The organism is Pantoea allii (genome assembly GCF_002307475.1).
GTDB lineage: Bacteria > Pseudomonadota > Gammaproteobacteria > Enterobacterales > Enterobacteriaceae > Pantoea > Pantoea allii.
This window is the reverse complement of sequence record NZ_NTMH01000035.1, coordinates 63,445-88,390: the sequence shown is the minus strand read 5'-3', so window position 1 is coordinate 88,390 and position 24,946 is coordinate 63,445. Positions and strand designations below refer to the sequence as shown.

The following is a 24,946-nucleotide window of genomic DNA, read 5'->3' as shown; positions in this document are numbered from 1 at the left end:
GTTTCAGCGCCACGCGTAAAAGGTCTGAAATTCAATGTCTTTCAGCAGACGTCAGTTTATCCAGCTTTCTGCCGGTGTGGCGCTCAGTGCCACGGTTATGCCTCATGCGGCGCGTGCCGCGTCTGCGCGTGGTGAAACGCCGCTTCCTGTTCCACCGCTACTGGAATCGCGCCGTGGTCAGCCGCTGTTTTTAACCCTGCAGCGCAGCCACTGGTCGTTTAACGGTGATAACAATAAAGTCCCGGTCTGGGGCATTAACGGCATGTATCTGGGCCCGACGGTGCGCGTGTACAGCGGTGATGATGTCAAACTGATCTACAGCAATCGCCTTAACGAACCGGTTTCAATGACGGTCAGCGGCCTGCAGGTGCCCGGTGCACTGATGGGCGGTGCGCCGCGTATGATGTCAGCCGGCGTTGACTGGGCACCGGTGCTACCGATTCGCCAGAATGCCGCCACCTGCTGGTATCACGCCAATACGCCAAATCGTATGGCCCCGCACGTGTATAACGGCCTGGCGGGCATGTGGCTGATTGAAGACGACATCAGCAAGCAGTTACCGCTGCCGAAACACTATGGCGTGGACGATTTCCCCCTGATCATTCAGGACAAACGGCTGGATAACTTTGCCACGCCGGTTTATGACCCGCCGGGCGAGGGCGGTTTCCTGGGCGACACGTTGCTGGTCAACGGTGTGCGCAATCCTTTTGTTGAGGTCTCGCGCGGTTGGGTACGTCTGCGGTTGCTGAACGCCTCCAATGCGCGACGTTATGAACTGAGCATCAGTGATAACCGCCCCTTTACGGTGATCGCCAGCGATCAGGGCTTCTTGCCGTCACCGGTTGCGGTACAGCGCTTAACCCTGGCACCGGGCGAGCGGCGCGAAGTCTTAGTGGATATGTCGCAGGGGGATGAAGTCTCCATCACGGCAGGCACGGCGGCGGGCATTATGGATCGCCTGCGGGGTTTCTTTGAACCCTCCACGATTCTGACCTCAACGCTGGTGCTGACGTTACGGCCTACCGGCCTGCTGCCGCTGGTCACCGATAACCTGCCGATGCGTTTACTGGCCGATCAGATTCTGGACGGTGCGTCGGTGCGCACGCGGGAGTTCCGCATTGGCGACAGTATGCCGGGCATCAACGGTGCCGTATGGGATATGAACCGCATCGACTCTACCGCCCAGCAGGGCACGTTCGAGCGCTGGATTATTCGTGCCGATCGTCCGCAATCCTTCCATATCCAGGGCGTGATGTTCCTGATTAAGAGCGTGAACGGTGCCCAGCCGATGGGCGAAGATCGCGGTTGGAAAGATACCGTCTGGGTGGACGGCGACGTCGAGCTGCTGGTGAGCTTTACGCAAAGTTCGTCAGAGCATTTTCCTTTTGTCTACCACAGTCAGACCCTGGAACTGGCGGATCGCGGCACGGCAGGCCAGTTACTGACGCAACCCACGCTGTCTTAAGGAAGACGGAGAACACTTGCTTCGCCAGGGCAGGACAGTGCCTCCTGCCCGTCCCATCCGGAGATTACGTTCGAAGAAGCTGCAGCATCAGCTGGGGCATCTGGTTGGCCTGAGCCAGCATCGCCACACCGGCCTGCTGTAAAATCTGCGCCTGTGACAGCGCCGACACTTCTGTCGCGTAATCAACATCCTCTATCCGGCTCCGCGCGGCAGTGAGGTTGGTCACCATGCTCCCCAGGTTGGCGATAACAGACTGAAAGCGATTCTGGTCGGCCCCCATCAGGCTGCGTTGCGTGTCAACGGACTGAATCGCCCGGTCAATATCAGCCAGAGGCGATTTCCCCGTCGCCGTCCCGTTCGCACCGCCGGTCACTGCGCCTTTCAGGACGTCGAAACCTTCCGCAGCAACCGTACGTGCAACCCCGTTGACGGTGTCACCTGACGTCATCTGCCGGACGTTGAGCGTCGTGCCGGTTGTTCCCGCTTTCAGTAGGTTATACCGGTCACTCGAGTCGATATCGATGCTAATAGTTTCACCGTCTTCCGCACCGACCTGAAAGCGATACTCTGACGCACCCGAGCCGGTATTTAGCACCTTAATGCCATTGAAATCCGTTTGCGCCGTAATGCGGTTAATTTCCTCCATTCGCTGATTCACTTCGGTCTGAATCGAGTCGATATCCGCAGCGGAGTTGCTTCCATTTTGTGCCTGTACTGTCAGGTCACGTATACGTTGCAGGTTGTTGTTAATTTCATCGAGCGCGCCCTCTGCAGTTTGCGACAGAGAAATGCCATCACCGGCGTTTCGGGTGGCAACCGTCATTCCGTTGATCCTTGAGGTCAGACGGTTAGCAATCGCCATCCCGGCAGCATCATCTTTAGCGCTGTTAATGCGTAGTCCGGAAGAGAGGCGTTCAATGGCCGTCGACATTGCGTTTTGCGAAATGAAAAGGTCATTCTGAACGATCAATGACAGGATATTGGTATTGATAACCGACATGACAGACTCCCCGGTTGAAGACGTTACGCTTAACTTCACTGCGCCATAACGCCGCGTTCCCTTTAACGGGTTGCGGGCAGGCAGCAGAGCCAGGCTAAAAGGTCATAACGTTAATCATTATCACCCGGGTTATCAGACAGGCACAGTCAGTCATTCCGGCGGTGTGTTGCAAAGATTGTCGCGCTCATAGTAAACGGGGCCGCCAACAAGGTAAGCCCATTTTTACACGGCACAGATAACGTTAATGCTGCCGGATAAGGCAAGGTTTTAGAGGGGGGATTTGACTTAACGAGGCGCAGGATGTGGCGATGCGCAGGAGAGCCGCTCATCTTGTGCCGGGAAAGACGAATGCGCCGGACGCACGCTGATCATCAATGATGTCCTTTGACACAGATTTTAAGAAATCTTAAAACTCTCCGTTCCCGCGCAGCCATAAAAAAACCTCTCCCGGCCGGGAGAGGCGATGCGTACAAACCATCCTGTCAAATCAAGGGCGGCGACGGTCAGCCGTTGAACGTGTCCGGGTCTGGCCCCAGTCGATTGCCGCTGTCGAGCCTGGCAATCTCGCTCATTTCTGTCTTATCCAGGCGGAAATCAAACACCTTGAAGTTCTCTTCAATGCGCGCAGGCGTTACCGATTTTGGAATCACGACCAGACCACTGTCCAGGTGCCAGCGGATAACGATTTGCGCCGGGGTTTTACCGTATTTTTTCGCCAGCGATTTGATGATGTCCTGATCAAATACACCTTCGCCACCCTGAGCCAGGGGGCTCCAGGATTCTGTCTGAATCTGATGCATGGCGTTCCATGCATGCAGGGTGCGCTGTTGCAGCATCGGATGCAGCTCAATCTGGTTGATCACCGGCGTCACGCCCGTTTCTTCCAGCAGTCGCTTCAGGTGCGGCTGATTAAAGTTACACACGCCGATGCTTTTAACCAGGCCCTGTTGCTGGAGCGCGATCATGTTCTTCCAGGCGTCAACATAGTGATCGTTTTCCGGGCACGGCCAGTGCATCAGATACAGATCAACCTGATCCAGCTTGAGCTTTTCAAGGCTGGTTTCCAGCGCCTGCTGGACATTTTGCTGGTCGTTATTCCACAGCTTGGTCGTGACAAAGATATCGTCACGGGCGACGTCAGTTTCCTGTAACGCCTGACCAATCGCCTCTTCGTTTTTGTACGCGGCGGCGGTATCAATGGAACGATAGCCGACCTCCAGCGCTTTCAGCACGGCGTGACGCGCATCTTCGACGCTGGCTTGCCACACGCCAAGTCCCAGTTGCGGCATCATGTTACCATCGTGCAGTTTGATAATAGGTTGGTCTGCCATGACATGCTCCTTACATTTGCAGTAAACCAGTGAATCTTCGCTGTGCTTAAGTCTAGCTAACAATTTGCAGGCTGCTTGTGAACCGCACAGGATAACCCTGCCTGATCCTGTCAACTTCTTGCCTGATTCTCCATTTTGCTGGCGAATTAACCAGGTGCGCGGCAAACTGCTATTTTATTTTCTGGAGTGATTATGCCCCATGACGCATTGTGCCAACGTCTGGCTCAACAGGTGGTCACGTTGATGACCCACGGGCGCGAACAGCTGTGCCCGGTAGAAAACGTCTCGCTGATCTATGCCGGTCAGTATCGCCCGCGTACGCCGATCATGTATCAGCCCGGCATCGTTATCCTGTTTCAGGGAAGTAAAACCGGCTATCTCGGCAGTACGGTTTTTCAGTACGATGCCACAAAGTATTTGATGCTGACCGTACCGCTGCCGGTCGAGTGCGAAACCTGGGCGTCACCCGAACAGCCCTTAGCCGGGATGTGTCTGAACGTGGATACCGCCAGTTTGCAGGACCTGCTGATGGCGATTGGTGATGATGAAGGTTTCCAGCCGCAGCCGCTTACCTCCGGTATTCACGCCGGCTGGCTAACCGAGCCGATGTTATGCGCCGCAGAGCGCCTGCTGGATGTGATGACACAACCACGGGATGCCCGCGTGCTGGGACCGGACATTGTGCGGGAAATTATCTATTACGTGCTGACCGGGCCGATCGGCGGGGCGCTGCTGTCGCTGGTCAGTCGTCAAACACAGTTCAGCCAGATTGCCCGGGCGGTGCGGCGCATTGAACATCACTATGCTGACAATCTCAGCGTGGAGGCACTGGCGGCAGAGGTGAATATGAGCGTGTCGGCGTTTCACCATAACTTTAAGGCGGTGACGCAGACGTCGCCGTTGCAGTACCTTAAACGTTATCGCCTGCATCAGGCGCGGCTACTGATGTTGCATGATGGCCTGAAAGCCAGCGTGGCGGCGGTGCGCGTCGGCTATGAAAGCCCCTCGCAGTTTTCACGGGAGTTTAAGCGCTATTTTGGCGTGACGCCGGGAGAAGAAGTGAATCGGGTGCGTCAGACGGTAGCCGAATCCGCCGGCTGACGCAGCCCATGCTCAGGCGTGTTTTTGACGACGCTTTTTCCAGATAACGATGATGCTGCCGACCAGTCCTACCACCAGTAGCACCATCGGTAATATCATCAGGATCGCCATCACCTGATCTTCGTGACGTTTAATAAAGGGCACCTGGCTGATACCGTAACCCATGGTCACTACGATGCCGACCCACAGCAGGCCGCTCAGCCAGTTAAATAACTGGAAACGGCCATTGGACAGCCCGGATATACCTGCCATGGTCGGTAACAGGGTGCGAATAAAAGCCAGAAAGCGGCCAACCAACAGCGCCATCAGGCCATGACGGTTAAACATATTCCATGCGCGTTGATGATATTGCGCCGGGAGCTGCATCAGCCAGCTCTTGACCAGTTTCGTGTTGCCTAGCCAGCGTCCTTGCAGATAACTCAGCCAGCAGCCCAGACTGGCGGCAGTCGTCAGAATCAACAGCGTCGGGAAAAAATCCATCACCCCTTTGGCGACCATGGCACCTGCCAGCAGTAGCAGGCTGTCACCGGGCAAAAAAGAGGCAGGCAACAAACCATTTTCCAGAAACAGCGTCATAAACATGACGCTGTAGACGATCCAAACCACATCTGGATTGGCCAGCGCGGCGAAGTCTTGATGCCAAAGCGCGTGCACAATCTCGTGTAAAACACCCATTAGCTATCCCATTACGTCACAATAAGACTTACTCGTTCTGTTCAGACCTGCCTGACCTCTTACTTCCACCACCGCAACAGCGTGCGGTGGAAGGGTAAAATGCTGCGGTTCTTCTGCTGGCTGAACACTTTTTTTATAAACTGAATGTTAACAGCTAACCAGCCATGACCGGGTGTTATATCACGACGGTCGGCGCCTGGTTTATATCATGTTTACTATTTTAGCGCGTCAGGCGATCAAAGCCTGCCTCAAGATCGACCCGTAAATCATCCACATGTTCCAGGCCGATATGGAGCCGTATCAGCGTGCCCTCGACGTCCACGCCACCGGCCGGGCGAATGGCCGACAGCTCCTCAGGCTGATTGGCTAAAATCAGCGACTCATAACCGCCCCATGAATAGGCCATGCTGAAATGATGAAAATGGTCGAGGTAATTCGCCAGCTGTTCACGGCTGAGTTTTTGCTGCAGGACAAATGAAAATAAACCGCTGCTGCCGTTAAAGTCACGCTGCCAGAATTCATGTCCCCGGCAGGAAGGCAGTGCCGGATGGTTAACACGCGCCACTTCAGGTCGCGCAGCAAGCCATTCTGCCACCTGTAACGCGCTCTCTTCGTGCTGGCGCAGGCGCACGCCGAGCGTACGCAGGCCACGACTTGCCATGTAAGCCGTATCGGCGTCCACCATCTGACCCATCAGGTAGCTGTTTTCGCGCAGTTGATCCCAGCAGCGGGCGTTGGCGACAGCGGTGCCAATCATGGCGTCACTGTGACCAATCAAGTATTTCGTACCGGCCTGAATAGAAATATCCACGCCAAGGGCCAGCGGGCTGAACAGCACGCCAGCCGCCCAGGTGTTATCGATCATAATGATGGCGTCGGGCGCTTTAGCGCGCACCGCCGCGACGATAGCGGGAACGTCCTGCACTTCCATCGTGATGGAGGCGGGGGATTCCAGGAAAACCACGCGGGTATTCGGTTGAATCAGTGCGGCGATGTCACCACCGATACAGTGATCAAACCAGGTGGTGGATACCTGGAGTTTGCTCAGTATTTTCGTGCAGAAGTCCTGAGTCGGTTCGTAAACCGCCCCACTCATTAAAATGTGGTCGCCCGCTTCAACGAACGCGAGGATGGCATTGGAGACGGCTGCCGCGCCGCAAGGGTAGAGAACACAGCCCGCGCCGCCTTCCAGCTCCGTCATGGCATCCTGCAAGGCGAAATGTGTCAGGGTGCCGCGACGACCATAAAACAGCTCGCCCTTCGCACGCCCGGCGGTGGCACGTTTTTTCTCAGCCACGGTATCAAAAACCAGCGAAGAGGCGCGCTGAATCACCGCGTTCACCGAACCCTGGGTATAACGCTTGTTGCGTCCAGCACTGACGAGTGTGGTATCAATTTTTTTCGTGGTCATAGCTCTCTACTTTGCCGCTTGCAACTCAGACTTCACGTTACCACGAATTCGGCAACGGCGTTGAGCGGCTAAACAGATTATTGCCGCAGCAACAGCGAGATTTCGCGGGCTGCCTCCTGCAACAGCGGTAAATGGTGCTGGCGCAGCATATCGGCGGAAACCTGTCCGGCATGCACGCCCACATTCAGGGCAGCCACGATCCGGCCATCCGGCGCGCTGAGCGGCACGGCCAGCGATCGTAGTCCGATTTCCAGTTCCTGATCGTTGATGGCGTAACCCTGCTGCCTGACGCGCGCCAGCTCCTCGCGCAGCGCGCTACTGCTGACCAGCGTGTGGCTGGTGTAACGCAGTTGGGTTAAACGCGCCAGATAATCATTTAGCGGTTCGCTGGCAAGCCCACTTAACAGCACTCTTCCCATGGAGGTGGTGCTGGCCGGTAAGCGGCTGCCGATATGCAGGTCGATCGTCATGATGCGCGATGCTGACGCACGGGCGATATAGAGAATGTCATCCCCGTCCAGTACCGCCATCGAACAGGATTCGTTCAGCGTCTGGCTGAGCTGGCGCAAAACCGGCTGTGAGGCGCTCGCCAGCGGCGTAGCCCCTAACCAGTTGTGACCCAGAGAGAGCACACGCGGACGCAGTTCAAAGTTTTTGCCATCCTCCGCATACACAAACCCCAGCTTGCTCAATGTATAGAGACAGCGCCGCACGGCCGCACGGGGAATGCCGGTACGCTGGCTGATTTGCGACACGGACATCAGGCGCCGCTGTGGCGTAAATGCCTGTAGCACCTCCAGTCCCCGCGCCAGTGAGGCCATAAAGTTGGGATCGCCTTTCCAGGGATCGCTGTTAGCGCGCAGTGGTTGTTGTTCATCCGTCATGATGTTCTCCCGTGAGTGGCTGGAGCCGTGCGCGCCTGTGTGCGCGATCACAATGCCCCGTTTCAGTCTGTCATTGACCGATAATCGCACACTATTTCGATTATCGGTATTGTTTGCTGTCACAGAGCGATCTACTTTTTGACTATTCAACACAAACCGGCCTTAGCCGGGCTAAAGGAACAGCAGATGATCGATAAAAGTGTGGCAACGCTGGCAGAAGCCGTTGCGGTGATACCGGACGGGGCCAGCATCATGATTGGCGGGTTCGGGCCCGCAGGCCAGCCCCTGGAACTGATTGATGCGCTGATCCACAGTGGCGTCCGTGGGCTGACGGTGATCAGCAATAACGCCGGTAACGGCGAAAGCGGCCTGGCCGCACTGCTGAAAGCGGGCTGCGTCGATAAGATGATTTGTTCCTTTCCACGTCAGGTCGATTCGTGGGTGTTCGACGAACGCTATCGGCGTGGGGAAATCGCCCTTGAGCTGGTGCCGCAGGGCAACCTTGCAGCCAGAATGCAGGCAGCCGGGAGCGGCTTAGGCGGGATTTTCACGCCGACCGCCTTTGGTACGCCGCTGGCGGAGGGCAAAGAAACGCGCGAGATCGACGGTCGCCATTACGTGTTTGAAAAACCGCTTAAGGCCGATTTTGCCCTGATAAAAGCGCACCAGGGCGATCGCTGGGGCAATCTCGTTTACCGCAAAGCAGCACGAAACTTTGGGCCGGTGATGGCCATGGCCGCCACCACCACGATTGCCCAGGTCGCAGAACTGGTGCCGCTTGGGCATCTCGATCCTGAAAACGTCGTCACACCGGGCATTTTTGTGCAGCGGCTGGTGGCCGTCGCGCATCCCGTCACCCTGACCGTTTCCGCCTGAGGAACAGACTATGCAAAAACTCACCCGAGACCAACTGGCCCAGCGCGTGGCGCGTGATATTCCTGAAGGTGCTTACGTTAATCTGGGCATCGGCCTGCCCACCCGCATTGCCAACTATCTGCCTGCGGACAAAGAGATCTTTCTGCACAGTGAGAATGGCCTGCTCGGCATGGGGCCCGCACCCGCAGCGGGAGAGGAAGATCCGGAGCTGATCAACGCCGGGAAAGAGCGGGTGACGCTGCTGCCTGGCGGCTGTTTTTTCCACCACGGCGACTCGTTTGCCATGATGCGCGGCGGGCATCTGGATATCTGCGTGATGGGGGCGTACCAGGTGTCGGTTAGCGGCGATTTGGCTAACTGGAGTACCGGCGCGCAGGACGCGATTCCTGCCGTGGGCGGGGCGATGGATCTCGCCATTGGCGCGCGCAAAGTCTATGTGATGATGGATTACCTGACCAAAAAAGGCGAGTGCAAGCTGGTGAATCAGTGCAGCTATCCGCTCACCGGTCTGGGCTGCGTCAGTCGTCTGTATACCGATATGGCGGTGATTGATATTACTCCGCAGGGACCGCTGGTGGTGGAGTGCTGCCCCGGACTGAGTTTCGACGCGCTGCAGGCCTTAACACCGGTGCGCTTATTGCAACCTGAACTGGCGACCGCCTGAGGAGAGACTGATGCAACAGGCATTTATCTGTGATGCGCTACGTACCCCTTTTGGCCGTTACGCGGGCGCGCTTGCCAGCCTGCGCGCTGACGATCTGGCGGCCTTACCCTTAGCCGCGCTGTTAGCCCGTCAGCCTTCTTCGCTGGCACAGGCCATCGATGATGTGATCTACGGTTGCGCCAACCAGGCCGGAGAAGATAACCGTAACGTCGCGCGTATGGCCCTGTTACTGGCTGGCCTGCCGTCCAGCGTGCCGGGCACTACGCTCAATCGCCTGTGCGGCTCGGGGCTGGATGCCATCGGCACGGCGGCCAGGGCGATCAAATGCGGTGAGGCCAACGTAATGATTGCGGGCGGCGTGGAAAGTATGTCGCGCGCGCCCTTTGTGACCGGCAAAGCAGAAAGCGCGTTTAGCCGTTCCCTGAAAATGGAAGACACGACGATGGGATGGCGCTTCATTAACCCGCAGATGCGCGCCCGCTTTGGGGTCGATACCATGCCGGAAACCGCAGAAAACGTTGCGCGCGAGTTCGCTGTCAGCCGCGCCGATCAGGATGCCTTCGCCCTGCGTAGTCAATTACGTACCGCCCGGGCGCAGGAAATGGGGCTGTTCAGTGACGAACTGATGGCGGTGAGCATCCCGCAGCGCAAAGGCGACGCCCTGAACGTCACCTGTGACGAGCATCCGCGCAGCACCTCGCTGGCGGCGCTGGCAGGCCTGAAAGGCGTGGTCAGCCCGGAAGGCAGCGTGACGGCGGGTAACGCGTCGGGCATTAACGACGGCGCCTGCGCCTTGCTGCTGGCAAGCGAGCGCGCGGCGGCAGAACATGGACTGACACCGCTGGTGCGGGTGGTGGCGATGGCGGCCTGTGGCATCGAGCCGCGCATTATGGGCTATGGCCCGGTGCCTGCCGTGCGTAAAGTGCTGGCCCAGAGTGGCCTGACGCTGGCACAAATGGACGTGATCGAATTAAATGAAGCTTTCGCTGCTCAGGCGCTGGCGGTGACGCGCGAACTGGGGTTAGCCGACGATGCGGCCCATGTGAATCCCAACGGTGGCGCGATTGCGCTGGGGCATCCGCTGGGCGCATCAGGTGGCAGGCTGGCCATGACGGCAGCTTACCAGCTGCGGCGCACCGGCGGCCGGTACGCGCTCTGCACCATGTGTGTAGGCGTTGGGCAGGGAATCGCACTCATTCTGGAACGGGTATAACCAATGTCTCTTTACCGCGCCATGTTTATGGCTTCTCCGCTTAGCGACAGCTTCAGCGATACGGCCCTGCTCCAGGGAATGCTGGATTTTGAAGCCGGGCTGGCACAAGCGCTGGCAGTAGCCGGGGTGATCGATCACGCATCCGCCCGCTGTATTCAGTCCTGTTGCCGGGCGCAGGCGATCGATCGGGCGGCGCTGACGCAGGCTGCGGGGCTGGCTGGCAACCTGGCGATTCCGCTGGTGAAACAGCTCACGGCCGTGGTGGCGGCGACGTCGCCCGACGCCGCGCGCTATGTGCACTGGGGCGCAACCAGTCAGGATGCGATTGACAGTGGTCTGATGCTGCAACTGCGCGCCGCGCTTAACGACACGGCGGTGCTGCTGGACCGGCTGATTGCCGCACTGGTTCTTCAGTGCGAGCGGCACAGCACGACGCTGATGGTTGGCCGGACCTGGCTGCAGCACGCTTTACCGGTGACGTTGGGCCTGAAGCTGGCGGGCACGCTGGATGCGCTGGTGCGCTTCCGCGCGCGGCTGGTGGCCATGCGGCCCCGGGTGCTGGCGCTTCAGTTCGGCGGGGCGGCAGGCACGCTGGCGTCGCTGGGGGAAAAGGGCGAGCGCGTAGAGCAGGCACTGTCCGAGGCGTTGGATCTGCCGCGTAGCGCCACGCCCTGGCACGCCCAACGCGACAGGATCACCGAGCTGGCTGGCTGGTATGCCGGTCTTACCGGTACGCTGGGTAAACTGGCCCGGGACATGTCGCTCCTGATGCAGAGCGAAGTCGGTGAAGTCAGTGAACCCCAGGCACCGGGGCGCGGCGGCTCTTCTACCATGCCGCACAAACGTAATCCGGTGCTCTGTGCCGCGATTCTCAGCGCCGCCAACCGGGTTCCGGCCCTGATGTCGGGCCTGTATGCTGGCCAGGTTCAGGAGCACGAGCGTGCGCTGGGCGGCTGGCAGGCAGAGTGGCAGAGCCTGCCGCAGCTGACAGAACTCAGTGGCGCGGCGCTGGTGCACAGCACGGAACTGATCGACGGCCTTGAAGTGCATGAAGAAGCCATGCAACGTAATCTCGGTCTGACGCAGGGATTAATTATGGCCGAAGCGGTCACGCTGGCGCTGGGAGAGTCGCTGGGACGACAACAGGCACACCATCATATTGAGCAGTGCTGCCGCCGGGCGCTGGAGACGCAGCAGAGTTTGCTGACCATTCTGTGTGCAGATGACACCGTTGTCTCGCACCTGAGCCGGCCTGCACTGGAGACGCTGCTCGATCCGGCCACCGCCACGGGCAGCGCATCGCGCTTTATTCACCAGGTTTTAGCGGCTGCGAGGGAATCATGACGCTGCATTACGTACTTGAGGGGCCAGACGATGCCCCGGTTATTCTGTTCAGCAACTCCTTAGGCACCACATCAGAGATGTGGCAGCCGCAACGCGATGCGCTGATCAACCAGTATCGCATTCTGCGTTACGACGTTCCCGGCCACGGTGCCTCGGCACCGGACGGACAAACCCGTTCGCTGGAACAACTGGGAAGCAAGGTTCTGTCGCTGCTGGATACGCTGGGCATCGACAGGGTGCACTTTTGCGGCATCTCGATGGGCGGGCTGACCGGACTCTGGCTGGCACGTTTTCATCCTCAACGCCTGATGACATTAACGGTCGCCAACAGTGCGGCAAAGATCGGCGAGCCTGCGGCCTGGCAGCAGCGGGCGGCACTTGTCCGTCAGCACGGCATGACCGCTATCACGGAGAGCGCGGCTGCGCGCTGGTTTACGCCGGCATTCTGTGAACGCGCGCCCGCGACGGTACAAAGCCTGCTATCGCAGCTCAGCGCCTGCGATGCCGAAAGCTATGCCGACTGCTGTGAAGCTCTGGCGACAGCCGATTTGCGCTATGAACTGGCGGCGATTTCGCTACCTGTGCTGGTGATTGCCGGACGGGACGACAAGGTCACCACAGTGGCCGATGCGGATGCGATGGTTGCACAGATTCCGGGCGCGCAACGTGTCGTGCTGCCCGCCTCGCATCTGTCCAGCGTGGAGGTGTGGCTGGCGTTTAACCGCGCGCTACAGCCTTTTATTGACGCTCAGCTGACGCAGGATCAACGCTATCAGCAGGGCATGAGGGTGCGGAGGGCCGTGCTTGGCGAAGCCCATGTTGACCGTACGTTGGAAAACCTGTCGCCGCTGAATGACGAGTTCCAGAACTTTATCAGCCGCTACGCCTGGGGCGAGATCTGGACCCGTCCTGGCCTGACTCGCCACACGCGCAGCCTGATCACCATCGGCATGCTGATTGCGCTCAACCGGGAAGCAGAGCTGAAGATGCACCTGCGGGCCGCGTTCAATAACGGCGTCAGCCGGGATGAAATTAAAGAACTGCTGATGCATGCTGCGCTCTATTGCGGCCTGCCGGCTTCCAACGCCGCATTCCATCTGGCGCAGACGGTATTCGATGAGCAGGATAGCGCGCGGTAAACGGCGATGTCAGACAGGCACGTCCAGCACCCGTTGCCGCAAGGCCGCTACCAGTTGCAGTTGCTCAGGTGGCGGCGTTTGCTGCTGGCGGGTCAGGATGCCGACCGCTTCAGCCATGCCCTGGCTGGGAAGCGGCAAGGTGCGTAGCTGGTTGCTGGTCAGGTCGTCGCGCACCGCGCCGTAGGGCACCAGCCAGACGTAACCGTGACCCAGCGTCAGGCGGCGGGCCAGCGTGGTGGACAGGGTTTCCACTGCGCCATCCGGTAAGGTCAGGCCATGGCTGGTCATCAGTGATTCGGCGTTCTGGCGCGGCACTGTCCCGCGAGGAGACAGGATCAGCGGCCAGCTGAGAGCTTCGGCCAGCGTCACGCCGGCGTGCAACAGTGGATGATGCGGGGCCACCACCAGACGCAGGGTTTCCAGATACAGCAGCTCGAAATTCAGCCCCTCCATCAACACCGGTTCGGCCATGCGGCCAATCCCCAGCGCCATCTGTCCCGATTTTATCCCCATCAGCAGGGCATCGTTCGCCAGCGTGCTGACCTGGATGCGCCAGCCGGGGTAGTGCTGCTGCAGGCTGGCTAACACTGGCGCAACGACGCTGATTATGGCGGTAGGCAGCGCGCCAAGGTGCAGCGGCGCGGGCTGAGGCGTGCAGCCGGGTCGCATGACCTGGTCAGCAATATTCAGGGCATCCAGAATACGAATGGCGTCGTGCAGGAAACGCGCGCCGCTGGCGGTAAGCTCGGTTCCCTGGCGGCTTCGCAGCAACAGTTGCTCACCGGTAAGGAATTCGAGTTCGTTAAGGGTTTTGGACAGGGCGGGCTGGGTAATGCCCAGATGGAGGGCGGCACGACCCAGCGTCCCCTGCTGCGCGGTGGCAACAAAAGCGTGAAGATGACGCAGGCGCACGCGCTGACTAAACCGGGAAACCCTATCCATGGCTCATGTTATGAATTTGCCGCCGAAGCGGCAAGAACAATGTTGCAAGGAAGTTAAGAATCAGATGTCAAAGAACACGGTTTCTTTTTCACCCTGCAGCCAGATATCGAAGCGGTAGATCGTCTCATCGCCGCGCTGTTCACGCTGTGCCAGTAAGGTGCTGCGTCGCGTTTCCCATTCAATTAAATTCAGCACCGGATCGCTGGCATTTGCCGCCTGTTCATCGGCGAAGTAGAGCCGGGTATTCAGGCCGATGTTAATGCCCCGAGCCACAATCCACAGGTTAAGGTGCGGAGCCATGGGGCGGCCATCGCGCCCGGTCACGCTACCGGGTTTAATGGTGTCGATACGCCAGATACCGCTGTCAAAATCCGAGCAGGTCCGCCCCCAGCCACGAAACGCCGGGTCCAGCGGTTTATCGTGCTGCTGGTCAGCGGGGTGCTGATAGCGTCCCTCGGCATTGGCCTGCCACACTTCAATCAGCACATCGCGAACCGGCGTGCCGGAACCGTCGTAAACGCAGCCTTCAACCACAATGCGCTCGCCGCGCGTTTCCGGCTGGGTAAGCACCTCACTAAAGTTATTTTCAAAAATATCAAAGCCTGCCGCATGGGGCGCCAGGCCAATGTGCACATAAGGCCCGGCGGTTTGCGACGCCGTTTCGGCAAGATAGCGTTTCATGATGCGGCTCCCTGGGTCCGGTTTTCGAACCAGGTCGCACGATGACCGCGCAGGACCAGGTCAAAGCGATAGGCCAGGCAATCCAGCGGCACAGCGGAATGCGTATCCAGTTCAGCAATCAGCGTTCGCACGGCGTCCTCGCTGCCTACCGACTGAACAATCGGACAGCGGCCTACCAGCGGGTCGCCCTCAAAATACATCTGGGTAATCAGTCGCTGGGCAAAGGCTTCGCCAGACAGGGAAAAATGAATATGCGCCGGCCGCCAGTCGCTGACCTGATTGCGCCAGGGATAAGGGCCGGGCTTGATGGTGCGAAAACAGTAGTAACCGTTGTCGTCTGTCAGCATACGACCGCAACCGCCAAAGTTAGGATCGATAGGCGCAAGATACTGATCTTTTTTATGACGATAGCGTCCTCCGGCATTGGCCTGCCACACCTCAACCAGGGCATTTTTTACGGGCTGACCAAACGCATCACGCACGTAGCCATGCACGATAATGCGTTCGCCGATGGGCAAACCCTCTTTCGCGTAATTGAGGATCAGGTCACTGTCTCGTGGCCCAAGCTCCTGGCGGGTAAACACCGGCGCGGTGATTTCTGATAATGAGTTTTGCAACGAAATCAGCGCATTGCGCGGGGATCGCAACAGGCTTGTTTTATACAAGGGCGCGAGGGCCGGTGGGTGATCACGGTAATCACGATGGACCAGTTCGCGGGCGGGCCAGTCATTTTTCATCCAGGCATCCTTTATTATTTTTCGGCTACAGAGCAGGAAGTGTAGGAAGCGCAACTTGTAAAAGAAAAGTGAAAAATTGTCGGCTTTGTCATAACCAAAAATCATGACCAGTTACACATTGACGAAATGTTCCAACTGGTTCATAACAATTGCCAATCTCCGTCAGTGGAACGCCTCGCTGCTGACTGGCTGCTTTAAGGTCACCCGGTGACCGTTTATCTGGAGGCAACAATGAAACGTTCTATCGCAACGGTCTCGGTATCGGGCACGCTGCCGGACAAACTGCGGGCCATCGCCGCCGCAGGCTTTGATGGCGTTGAAATTTTCGATAACGATCTGGTCTATTATCCCGGCTCACCCGTGGAAATCCGCCAGCTGTGTGAACAGCTCGGGCTGGAGATTTTGCTGTTTCAACCCTTCCGTGACTTCGAGGGCGGCCCGCGTGACAGGCTGGCGCACAACCTTGCGCGCGCGGCGCGGAAGTTTGAAGTCATGCAACAGCTGGGCTGTCAGCGGATGCTGCTCTGCAGCAACGTCTCACCCGACTGCAGTGACGATTTCGCCACTCAGGTCAGCGATCTTAAGGCACTGGCAGAGCTGGCTGAGCAACACGGTATTACTCTCGGTTATGAGGCGCTGGCCTGGGGACGCCATGTCAGCCTGTGGCGCGATGCCTGGGCCAGAGTCGAGGCCGTCAACCATCCAGCGCTGGGCATCGTGCTCGACAGTTTTCACATTTTGTCGCGCGGCGACAGCCTTGACGGGCTGGACGTGGTGCCGCCAGAGAAGATTGTGTTTGTACAACTGGCGGATGCGCCGCTGCTGAAAATGGACGTGCTGTCATGGAGTCGCCACTTCCGCTGCTTTCCCGGCCAGGGCGAATTCAATCTGACCCAGTTTATGACGCAGCTGTCTGCCCATGGTTACCGGGATGCCTGGTCGCTGGAGATTTTTAACGACGGGTTCCGTGCTTCGCCGGTAGTGCCGACCGCCCAGGACGGTTATCGATCGCTGCTGTGGCTTGAGGAGCAAACGCGCGACTGGCTGATCAAACAGCCGCTGCTGCCCAGTGCGCTGGCTTCCCTGGCCGGAGACGGGCTGTTTCACTCTGCGCCCCAGCCGCCGCTGCTGTCACTGGAGTTCATCGAATTTGCCGTCAGCCACAACGACGCACTGGCCCTGGGGCAATGGCTGACGCAGCTTGGCCTGGTTCATGCGGGGGATCATCGCTCCAAGCAGGTGGCGCTGTATCGCAACGGCAAGGTGCATGTGATCCTGAATGCCCAGCCGGAGAGCCAGGCCAGCGGGTATTATCATCAACACGGCATTTCGCTGTGTGCGGTGGCATGGCGGGTTCGCGGAGTCGATAAGCTGATTAAACGCGCGCAGGACTATGGTTACGCCATCTGGCAGGGAGAGACCGGCCCGAACGAACGCCAGATACCGGCGTTATGTGCCCCCGACGGCAGCCTGATTTATCTGGTGGAAGATGAGCCAGCAGGCCAGGACGGTTACCACAGCGATTTTCATTTAACGCACCGCACTGCGCCGCAGCCCGCGATGCAGACGCTCGATCATTTGGCGATTGCCCTGCCCGATGACACACGCGATAACTGGATTATGTTCCTGCGCAGCGTGCCGGGTTTTGTGCAGGATACCGAGTGGGAACTGCCCGATCCGCTGGGTCTGGTGCGCAGTCGGGTGCTGCGGAGTCCCAACGATGCGATTCGCCTGCCGCTGAATATGTCGGTCAGCCGGGAAACCCAAATTGCCCGTGCCTTAACGACCTATCAGGGCGCAGGATTACAGCACGTCGCCTTTGGCTGTGACGACCTGTTTAGCGCGGTAAAAGCCGCGCGCGAACGCGGTCTAAAAACCTTACCGATTCCCGATAACTATTATCAGGACCTGATGGCGCGCTTCGATCTCGATGCCGATTTTCTGGCGCAGCTGCAACGCTACGATGTGTTGTATGACCGTGATGAACAGGGCGGGGAACTGCTGCATGTCTATACCGTTCCCTATGAAAAAGGCCGCTTTTTCTTCGAATTGCTGGAACGGCGTGGCGGCTATCGCGGCTTTGGCGCGGCCAATGCGCCCGTGCGGCTGACCGCCATGCGGTAATCCTTCGACGGGCCAGTTTCGCTGGCCCGTTATCCTGCACCTGTCTCCTCTGTAGCGCATCCCTCCGCCTGAAAACACGCCCGATCCCGCTCACAATCCTTAGCGGATAACGGGAGCCATGCTGTCAGAAAAATTGCCTTATATAACAATCTGGTAACGCGATAATGAACTTTATTTAACGCATTGTTGCGCGATAAACGCACAAAATTTCGATTATCGCCGTTTATCGCCCTACAGCGCCTGCATATAGTAACCCCACATAACGTATTTCACCGGAGAGTCACCGTGGCGGAAAGCAAAACAATTGATGTTCGGGCGTTAATCGACAGCCGCCCGCTGGGGATGTGGCAAAAGATGGTGGTGCTGTTTGGCTTCTGCATCATCGCCCTTGATGGATTTGATATTGCCATCATGGGATTTATTGCACCTGAATTAAAAGCCGACTGGGGGATCACCAACCGCGAGCTGGGGCTGATTATCAGCGCAGCGCTGGTGGGACTGGCGCTGGGCGCGATGCTCTCTGGTCCCCTGTCTGACAGGCTGGGCCGCAAAGTGGTCATTATTAACAGCGTGTTCTTTTTTGGTGCCTGGACGCTGATCACCGCCTTTTCGCAAAACATGGAGCAGATGATCCTGTTTCGCTTCCTGACCGGTCTGGGATTGGGTGCGGCGATGCCCAATGTGGGTACGCTGGTGGCCGAATTTGCGCCTGCCAGACGGCGGGCATTTCTCATCACCGTGGTGTTTTGCGGCTTCACCTTTGGTGCCGCGCTGGGGGGCTTTGCCGCTTCATGGCTGATGCCGCACTTTGGCTGGCACGCCGTACTGATGCTGGGCGGCATCCTGCCGATGCTGTTCGTGCCGTTGCTGCTCTGGGCGCTGCCGGAGTCGGTGTGCTTTTTAGTGGTCAGGCGTGCCGCCAGCAAAAAAATTCACCGTATTCTGGCTAAGCTGGCGCCGGATCTGGACCTGCAACAGTGCAGCGTCGAGCTGCCGCCCGTCAGCAAAGCGAACGCGCAGCCAGTAAAAGTGGTACTCAATGACCAATACCGGTTTGGCAGCCTGATGCTGTGGGGCGCCTATTTTACCGCCCTGTTTTTGTTCTACACCCTGGGCAGCTGGCTACCCATGCTGATTAAAGATAACGGTTTTGACGTGGTACAGGCGGCGATTATTACTGCGCTGTTCCAGGCAGGCGGCACCTGTGGTTCGCTGTTTTCGGGTTGGTTAATGGACAGGATTGAGTCGCACCGGGCGCTGTCGCTGATTTACGGTGCGGGCGCGCTGTTCACGGTCGGTATGGGATTTTCGCTCGCGCACCCGGTGTTGCTGGGCGGTTGTGCCATGATGATCGGCTTTTGCATCGGTGGCGCTAACACCGGAATGAATGCGCTCTCGGCCAGCTTTTATCCGACCGAGGCCCGCGCGACCGGCTCCAGCTGGATGCACGGCGTGGGACGCGTCGGCGCGATTCTGAGCGCGTTGGTCGGGGCGGAGATGCTGGCGCTGGGCTGGGGATTTGCCACCATTTTTGCCGTACTGGCTATTCCGGCGTTGTTAACGGTGGCGATGATTACGGCAAAAGGACGTTATCAGCAGCGCCAGGCCGCCAGCAGAAGCACGCCTTCCCGCTGGGGAATTAGCCCAGGGGATATCCGCTAATCAGGGCTATGTTACGCCCAGATGCTGTCCGCTCAGGGCACACAGCCGGTTGAGGTGGTCGGCGTGTTCAGCGGCGGGCTCACCCCGGATGGCATTTCTTGATATTGCCGTCCTGTGCAGGGCGACGACGGTGGCAGCGGGTGCTGTCTGAGCAATGCGTCAGGCGAGAACAAAGAGGGTTCTGCCGGGCTGGCACGGACAGGCTGCTCTGGCTCGGGATCGGCCCGGAAGGGCGGACGTACCTGGCTTCTTTTCTTCTTACCTGAGTGATGGTCGTGACGAAAACGCTTTAACCTGCCCGGCGGGGCCGCGCTGCGTGAGGCATGGATAAAACGAATCAGTGCCACGCTGCGCAACTGGCGACTAAAACATTTAACCATCCCGGATGAGGGTTTACCGGATTCATAACAGCGCCTGAAAAAGTGCAAAGTGATCAGGGTATTGGTGGCGGCATAGCAGGCTCCCGAACAGTGTGAAGCCATGTTTGAACCGGGTAGCAGCAGTGATACAAACAAAAAACAGCGAGACAGCCAGAGCTGCATCGTCCGGTCTGGCGGCGGGCAGGGATCGGATGACGTCTCGCTTGCCTGGGTTAAGGCGTTACTGGCGTGAGAAAGGGTGCCGTCAGGCCCGGCGAAAACGGAAGCGGGAGACAGGCGTGATGGGCGATCTCCCTCACGAGTAAGGTCAGCGTGGTCATGCGGTAAACGGCGGCCTCGTAATGAAAGCCACGGTATTGTCCGACGTAAAAGCGAAAGTAGGCTGGTTATGATTGCATTGCTCATAGGCTGTTTATCATTCTGTTTGCGCAACAATCGTTCGCGGGGATTCCCCTGCTCACGAAAGCGATTTTTCACTGACTCGCTTCTCTGACAATGGAAATGCCGATTTATGCTGACTCTCGTGTAATTAATTGGCCCGATAATAAAATACGCTGCGTTTGCCGTTCGGGTTCTTTCACCTGACGCAGGATAAGTTCCGCCGCCTGCCGCCCGGATTCTTCACTGGCGGAAGAAACATAGGTGAAAGAGGGCGAGGTCAGGTTCACGTGCAGCATGTCTTCAAAGCCCACCAGCGCGACCTGTTGGGTCAGGAACACATCTTTACCCACGGTGCGCCCCGTATGATGAATCCCTGAAATCGCGCCAATGATCGCATCCGGCGAGTGACAGAGCAGGGCGGTAATGGTGTTGTTCTGCTCCAGTAACTGGCGAGTGGCATAAGCGGCCGCCTGGGTATCGGCCCGACAGGACGGCGTAAACCCTTCCCGTAGTGCCAGCCCGTGCTGGGTCAGGGCACTGCGAAACCCGAGTAAGCGCTGTTGCCGGATCAGATCCCCTTCAATCCCGCCAATGTAAGCAATATTGCGATGACCGCGTTCTATCAGATAGCGCGTCGCCAGGTGCGCGGCCTGGCGGTTATCACGCATCACCAGATTGCACTTCTCTGCCAGCAGCGACTGCGATACCACCACCAGCGGCAAAGGGCAGTGCAGGAGTTGCTCGGGCAGGCTGGCGTTTCGCGTGTTTGACGCCAGATAGACGACCCCGGCGACGCCCTGCTGTTTAAACGAAAGCAGGCAGCGTGCCAGCGATTCGTCGTCGTCAGTGGGCTGGCCCAGAAATACCAGGTAGCCCTGCTTTTCAAGCTGCTGAACAATGCTTGCCATCACCTTGACAGAGAAACTGTCGCTGAAATCGCGCAGAATCAAACCGATAAGGTTAGAGGTACTGGCGCGCAGATTCGCCGCGGCCACATTCTGCACATAGTCGAGCGCATCAATGGCGGCGTGAACTTTCCTGATGGTGGCATCGGATATTTTTCCTTTCTGACGCAGCACCAGTGAAACGGTCGAAACCGAAACACCGGCATGTTTAGCAACGTCAGTAATGCTGACTCTCTTCAAACCTGCTCCCTGACATTCACGTCATCCGCCTGATACCGCTTTGCCCGTCGCCTGCAGAAACGCAGGCTAGGATTTGCCCACCATCCCGGACAGCGTCTGGGCAATAAATTGCGCTCTGGCACCAAAAATAATTTGTATTCCGTTATCGCCGACAAAAACCACGCCGCGCGCGCCAAGGTTATTAAGCCCTTCACGGTCGACCTCATTGCTGTTGGCCACTTCAAGCCGAAGGCGCGTAATGCAGGCGCCCACCGCGCTGATATTCTGCTCGCCGCCCAGCAGAACCATAATGTCGCTTGCCAGCTCTGCATCGGTTTTATCATCGGTCGTGGCCGTCACATCGGTTCGTCCCGGCGTTTTTACATTAAACCGGCGTATCACGAAGCGGAAGGTGAAATAATAAATCAATGCCATTGGCACGCCTACGATAACGGCACTGAGATAGTGAGTCTGATAACCGTTAAGAGAGGGCACAATGCCAAAGGTAATGTAGTCAATCATTCCGGCTGAAAAGGACTTCGCGATATGAGCATGCAGCAGGTACATGGTCATATACGCCAGGCCAGCCATGATGGCATTAAAGACATACAGCAGGGGCGCGACAAAGATAAAGGTGAATTCTACCGGCTCGGTGATCCCGGTTAAAAAGCAGGTCAGCGCCGCCGAAAACAGGATACCGAAGGCGATCTTTTTGTTTTTCGTATGGGCTTCGTGATACATCGCCAGACAGGCGGCGGGCAGCGCGAACAGCATCAGCGGGTACTCACCTTGCATAAACTTGCCCGCATTTTGGTAGGTGTTGCTGCTAAAGGATTTCACGCCCTCTTCCAGCATCTTGAACCAGATAGTTTGATCACCATGGATCACCTGGCCGCTTTTGGTCACGTAATCGCCGAAGGAGTACCAGAACGAAGGATACCAGATATGGTGCAGGCCAAGCGGTATCAGGGCGCGTTCGACCAGCCCGAAAATAAAGGTTGAGGCCGCCTGATTATCACCGTTAACGATAACCGACAGCGCATCAATCCCTGCCTGAATATGTTGCCAGACATACGGCATCAGCAGGCCAAGCAGGAAGGATAAAAACGCGGTGGCAATGGCGACAAAACGCTTACCGGAAAAGAAACCGAGAAATTCCGGGAGCTGCAGGGTATGGAAGCGGTTATAGCACCAGGCGGCCAGAATGCCGCAGATAAGCCCGCCAAACACACCCATCTGCAACGTCGGAATGCCGACGACCATGGCATATTTTCCGCCCTGAGCCGCCATTTCCGGTGTGATATGCAACATAGTGCCGATGGTAATATTGGTCACAAAGACGGAAACCGCGGCAGAGAGCGCGGCGATACCGGATTCGGAGGCCAGCCCTACCGCAGAGCCGATAGCAAACAGCATCGGCAGGTTATCGAAAATCACCCCGCCGGCATTCATCATCAGCGGCAACTCAAACTTATTACCAAATGCCAGTAGCAAGCCAGCGGCAGGCAGCAACGAAATGGGCAGCATGAGCGCCCGGCCAATCATTGATAGTTTTGATAACGACTTAACAAATCCTGAGAGCAGTCTCATGCCAGGTTTCCCCAATGTTGCGCTGTTATTAGCGTTTTTAAAGCAGGTAGAACGTTTTAGTAGAACGTTCTACTCATCCTGCTGCAGGGGGATTTTGGCCGCAACATAATTTTTACATTCACCGAAACGAAAAACTTATTTTATAAGATTGATCGCTAATTAGCCGTTTTGGCGCATCTGGATGCGGTAAAAATGCTGGGTTAACTGAGCAACCTCTGCTCAGGGTGTCAGCCAAAAGCCAAAAGCCAAAAGCCCCGTGGTCTCGACAGCCACGCCATCTGTGTGCAACGCGGCACGAAGCATATTGTCTGGGCCTGGTGGCCTGGTAAAATTAACTCGCCGCCGCAGCCCAAAGCCCTGCGTTATTTCCTTGCAGGCCGTTATGTCGCCTGGGTGTGCGCGGATGGCTATAACGAGGGAACCTCCACTTCAGACCATCAATGGCAGAGCTGCTACCACGTATTCCAGCAGAGCGATGCGGCGAGGTCGGGCACCGGCACACTCACGTTGACCGTTGACCGTTGAAACAGGGTTTGATGAAACCGGCGGCAATAAGGCGAAGTGGACAGGGGCTATCGTTCCTGTGCTAAAAACGCAGTGGCCTGCGGTGAAAGCTGACGTGTGGGGCGAGATGGAAAAGAGCGCCGCGGGCCTGTGAACCGCTCGCCTGAAGCACTGGCGGCTCAGGCGTAATGCAGGCCATCCCAATACGAGCGTAATAAAGCCAGCGCGTACAGGCCCTGAGACTAAGCGTCCTTTTTCCAGTGCTGGCTCCATAGCCTGGAGGCACGGCAGATTGTAAATACTAATGAGAACCACTATCAATTCGATTGATTTTTGCTATCATCTGCACTTATTCCGCATCCTGAATATGAAGTTGGAGAAGCCGCGTGGTAGCCAGTGATTTAATGCAAGCAGACCTTTCCGTATGGGGCATGTACCAGCATGCTGATATCGTGGTGAAGGTCGTCATGATTGGTCTGTTATTGGCCTCTGTTGTGACCTGGGCCATTTTCTTCGGTAAGTATGCTGAGCTGAGCGCGGCCAAACGTCGCCTGAAACGTGAACAGCTGGCATTGGGTGAAGCCCGCAACCTGAATGATGCCGCGCGCGCCGCCCAGCAGTTTAAAACCACCAGCCACAGTGCGGTGCTCCTTAACGACGCGCAAAACGAGTTGGAACTCTCTGCAGGCGTTGAAGACACGGCCGGGATCAAAGATCGTACCGCTTTCCGACTCGAACGTCGCGTCGCTGCTTTCTGCCGACACGCTGGTCGCGGCAATGGTTTCCTGGCAACGATTGGTTCCGTCGCGCCGTTTATCGGTCTGTTCGGCACGGTCTGGGGCATCATGAACAGCTTTATTGGTATCGCCAAAACCCAAACGACCAATCTTGCCGTGGTTGCCCCCGGCATCGCTGAAGCCTTGCTGGCGACCGCGATCGGTCTGGTGGCGGCGATTCCGGCGGTGGTGATATACAACGTGTTTGCCCGCATGATCGCCAACTACAAAGCCTCGTTAGGGGATGTTGCTGCGCAAATTATGCTGCTGCAGAGCCGCGATATCGACCTGGGAAACCTGGCACAGCCTGAAGCCAACCGTCCTGCCGCCGCGCAAAAACTGCGTGTAGGGTAAGCGTTATGGCAATGCGATTAAACGACCACTCCGAAACCGAGGGTGAAATGCACGAAATCAACGTCACGCCGTTTATTGACGTGATGCTGGTGCTACTCATCATCTTCATGGTCGCGGCGCCGCTGGCGACCGTTGATGTCCGTGTGAATCTCCCGGCGTCCACCAGTGCGCCCCAGCCGCGCCCGGAAAAACCGGTTTACCTCTCTATCAAAGCCGACAAGCAGCTCTATGTCGGCAACGAGGCGGTAAATAATGCGTCGCTGATTAACGTGCTGACGCAGCAGACGCAAGGCAAGAAAGACACCACGATTTTCTTCCAGGCCGACAAGTCTGTGGATTATGAAACGCTGATGAGCGTTATGGATGAACTGCGCACGGCCGGTTATTTAAAAATCGGTTTAATGGGAATGGAAACGGTCAAGAAGTGATGAACCCGGCGGGGTAAACCCGGTTAGCCGCCCGCTGTGAGCCGCAAGCCTTGACCCTTTTTCACTTCTCAGATGCAGTTAATACGCTTACCTGTCCCCACATCTTAAGCCCTCCTCAAAAAGCGCTCACTCTGTAGCGCTTTTTTTGTCTCTGCTTTTT

The 24,946-nt window shown here is 57.6% G+C and carries 23 protein-coding genes; 12 read left to right on the top strand and 11 right to left on the bottom strand.

The window, feature by feature from the left end:
• Nucleotides 1-34 precede the first annotated feature (34 nt).
• Nucleotides 35-1,465 carry a cell division protein FtsP gene (ftsP, locus tag CMR03_RS14670; protein WP_096011871.1) on the top strand — a complete coding sequence of 477 codons (1,431 nt, stop codon included), beginning with the start codon at nt 35-37 and terminating at the stop codon, nt 1,463-1,465.
• Nucleotides 1,466-1,529: 64 nt separating this feature from the next.
• Here ftsP and CMR03_RS14665 read toward each other — a convergent pair whose 3' ends face one another.
• Nucleotides 1,530-2,465 (bottom strand): flagellin N-terminal helical domain-containing protein, encoded by a 936-nt coding sequence (locus CMR03_RS14665; protein WP_096011870.1) that lies wholly within the window; start codon nt 2,463-2,465, stop codon nt 1,530-1,532.
• A gap of 503 nt (nt 2,466-2,968) precedes the next feature.
• Entirely contained in the window at nt 2,969-3,796 is an 828-nt protein-coding gene (gene dkgA / locus CMR03_RS14660; RefSeq protein ID WP_096011869.1) for a 2,5-didehydrogluconate reductase DkgA, read from the bottom strand.
• A 192-nt stretch (nt 3,797-3,988) separates the two neighbouring features.
• Between dkgA and CMR03_RS14655 the strand changes: the two genes are divergently transcribed.
• Nucleotides 3,989-4,897: an AraC family transcriptional regulator gene (locus tag CMR03_RS14655; RefSeq protein WP_063880946.1), complete on the top strand. Its 909-nt coding sequence runs from the start codon at nt 3,989-3,991 to the stop codon at nt 4,895-4,897.
• A gap of 12 nt (nt 4,898-4,909) precedes the next feature.
• On the opposite strand, the gene CMR03_RS14650 is transcribed toward CMR03_RS14655, so the two are convergent.
• From CMR03_RS14650 to CMR03_RS14640, 3 genes are all read right to left on the bottom strand, one after another.
• Complete coding sequence (locus CMR03_RS14650) at nt 4,910-5,572, bottom strand: DedA family protein (protein ID WP_063880945.1); 663 nt, start codon at nt 5,570-5,572, stop codon at nt 4,910-4,912.
• A 220-nt stretch (nt 5,573-5,792) separates the two neighbouring features.
• Nucleotides 5,793-6,983, bottom strand: coding sequence for a cystathionine beta-lyase (gene metC / locus CMR03_RS14645; protein WP_096011868.1), 1,191 nt, complete (start codon nt 6,981-6,983; stop codon nt 5,793-5,795).
• A 77-nt stretch (nt 6,984-7,060) separates the two neighbouring features.
• Nucleotides 7,061-7,867 carry an IclR family transcriptional regulator domain-containing protein gene (locus tag CMR03_RS14640; RefSeq protein ID WP_063880943.1) on the bottom strand — a complete coding sequence of 269 codons (807 nt, stop codon included), beginning with the start codon at nt 7,865-7,867 and terminating at the stop codon, nt 7,061-7,063.
• Nucleotides 7,868-8,053: 186 nt separating this feature from the next.
• Here CMR03_RS14640 and CMR03_RS14635 point away from each other — a divergent pair, with 186 nt between their 5' ends.
• From CMR03_RS14635 to pcaDC, 5 genes are read left to right on the top strand one after another with little or no spacing between them, the layout of a single operon-like run.
• A complete protein-coding gene (locus CMR03_RS14635) occupies nt 8,054-8,743 on the top strand; it encodes a 3-oxoacid CoA-transferase subunit A (protein ID WP_096011867.1) in 690 nt (229 codons plus the stop codon).
• Between the two features lie 10 nt (nt 8,744-8,753).
• Complete coding sequence (locus tag CMR03_RS14630; RefSeq protein ID WP_096011866.1) at nt 8,754-9,407, top strand: 3-oxoacid CoA-transferase subunit B; 654 nt, start codon at nt 8,754-8,756, stop codon at nt 9,405-9,407.
• A 10-nt stretch (nt 9,408-9,417) separates the two neighbouring features.
• Complete coding sequence (pcaF, locus tag CMR03_RS14625; protein ID WP_096011865.1) at nt 9,418-10,620, top strand: 3-oxoadipyl-CoA thiolase; 1,203 nt, start codon at nt 9,418-9,420, stop codon at nt 10,618-10,620.
• Nucleotides 10,621-10,623: 3 nt separating this feature from the next.
• Nucleotides 10,624-11,964: a 3-carboxy-cis,cis-muconate cycloisomerase gene (locus tag CMR03_RS14620; RefSeq protein WP_096011864.1), complete on the top strand. Its 1,341-nt coding sequence runs from the start codon at nt 10,624-10,626 to the stop codon at nt 11,962-11,964.
• Nucleotides 11,961-13,103, top strand: a complete 1,143-nt coding sequence (gene pcaDC / locus CMR03_RS25605) for a bifunctional 3-oxoadipate enol-lactonase/4-carboxymuconolactone decarboxylase PcaDC (RefSeq protein ID WP_063880938.1) — start codon at nt 11,961-11,963, stop codon at nt 13,101-13,103. Before CMR03_RS14620 ends, pcaDC begins: the two co-directional genes overlap by 4 nt.
• A gap of 9 nt (nt 13,104-13,112) precedes the next feature.
• Here pcaDC and CMR03_RS14610 read toward each other — a convergent pair whose 3' ends face one another.
• The 3 genes from CMR03_RS14610 to pcaH are packed head-to-tail and all read right to left on the bottom strand — an operon-like array spanning nt 13,113 to nt 15,463.
• Complete coding sequence (locus tag CMR03_RS14610; RefSeq protein ID WP_096011863.1) at nt 13,113-14,045, bottom strand: LysR substrate-binding domain-containing protein; 933 nt, start codon at nt 14,043-14,045, stop codon at nt 13,113-13,115.
• A 60-nt stretch (nt 14,046-14,105) separates the two neighbouring features.
• Nucleotides 14,106-14,726, bottom strand: a complete 621-nt coding sequence (pcaG, locus tag CMR03_RS14605) for a protocatechuate 3,4-dioxygenase subunit alpha (RefSeq protein WP_063880936.1) — start codon at nt 14,724-14,726, stop codon at nt 14,106-14,108.
• Nucleotides 14,723-15,463, bottom strand: coding sequence for a protocatechuate 3,4-dioxygenase subunit beta (pcaH, locus tag CMR03_RS14600; protein ID WP_063880935.1), 741 nt, complete (start codon nt 15,461-15,463; stop codon nt 14,723-14,725). Before pcaH ends, pcaG begins: the two co-directional genes overlap by 4 nt.
• 231 nt (nt 15,464-15,694) lie before the next feature.
• Here pcaH and CMR03_RS14595 point away from each other — a divergent pair, with 231 nt between their 5' ends.
• Both CMR03_RS14595 and CMR03_RS14590 read left to right on the top strand, forming a co-directional pair.
• Entirely contained in the window at nt 15,695-17,587 is a 1,893-nt protein-coding gene (locus CMR03_RS14595; protein WP_063880934.1) for a bifunctional sugar phosphate isomerase/epimerase/4-hydroxyphenylpyruvate dioxygenase family protein, read from the top strand.
• A gap of 285 nt (nt 17,588-17,872) precedes the next feature.
• Complete coding sequence (locus tag CMR03_RS14590; protein ID WP_063880933.1) at nt 17,873-19,249, top strand: MFS transporter; 1,377 nt, start codon at nt 17,873-17,875, stop codon at nt 19,247-19,249.
• Between the two features lie 32 nt (nt 19,250-19,281).
• Here the strand turns inward: CMR03_RS14590 and CMR03_RS14585 are convergent, their stop codons facing one another.
• The 3 genes from CMR03_RS14585 to CMR03_RS14575 form a co-directional block, all read right to left on the bottom strand.
• A complete protein-coding gene (locus CMR03_RS14585) occupies nt 19,282-20,106 on the bottom strand; it encodes a hypothetical protein (RefSeq protein WP_244181382.1) in 825 nt (274 codons plus the stop codon).
• Nucleotides 20,107-20,138: 32 nt separating this feature from the next.
• Nucleotides 20,139-21,155, bottom strand: coding sequence for a Mal regulon transcriptional regulator MalI (malI, locus tag CMR03_RS14580; protein WP_063880932.1), 1,017 nt, complete (start codon nt 21,153-21,155; stop codon nt 20,139-20,141).
• 66 nt (nt 21,156-21,221) lie between these two features.
• Complete coding sequence (locus tag CMR03_RS14575; RefSeq protein WP_063880931.1) at nt 21,222-22,724, bottom strand: PTS transporter subunit EIIC; 1,503 nt, start codon at nt 22,722-22,724, stop codon at nt 21,222-21,224.
• 282 nt (nt 22,725-23,006) lie between these two features.
• On the opposite strand from CMR03_RS14575, the gene CMR03_RS14570 reads away from it, so the two are divergent.
• From CMR03_RS14570 to exbD, 3 genes are all read left to right on the top strand, one after another.
• Complete coding sequence (locus CMR03_RS14570; RefSeq protein WP_096011862.1) at nt 23,007-23,249, top strand: hypothetical protein; 243 nt, start codon at nt 23,007-23,009, stop codon at nt 23,247-23,249.
• A gap of 383 nt (nt 23,250-23,632) precedes the next feature.
• A complete protein-coding gene (gene exbB / locus CMR03_RS14565) occupies nt 23,633-24,358 on the top strand; it encodes a tol-pal system-associated acyl-CoA thioesterase (protein ID WP_172823913.1) in 726 nt (241 codons plus the stop codon).
• A gap of 5 nt (nt 24,359-24,363) precedes the next feature.
• Nucleotides 24,364-24,786 carry a TonB system transport protein ExbD gene (gene exbD / locus CMR03_RS14560; RefSeq protein ID WP_063880928.1) on the top strand — a complete coding sequence of 141 codons (423 nt, stop codon included), beginning with the start codon at nt 24,364-24,366 and terminating at the stop codon, nt 24,784-24,786.
• Nucleotides 24,787-24,946 lie beyond the last annotated feature (160 nt).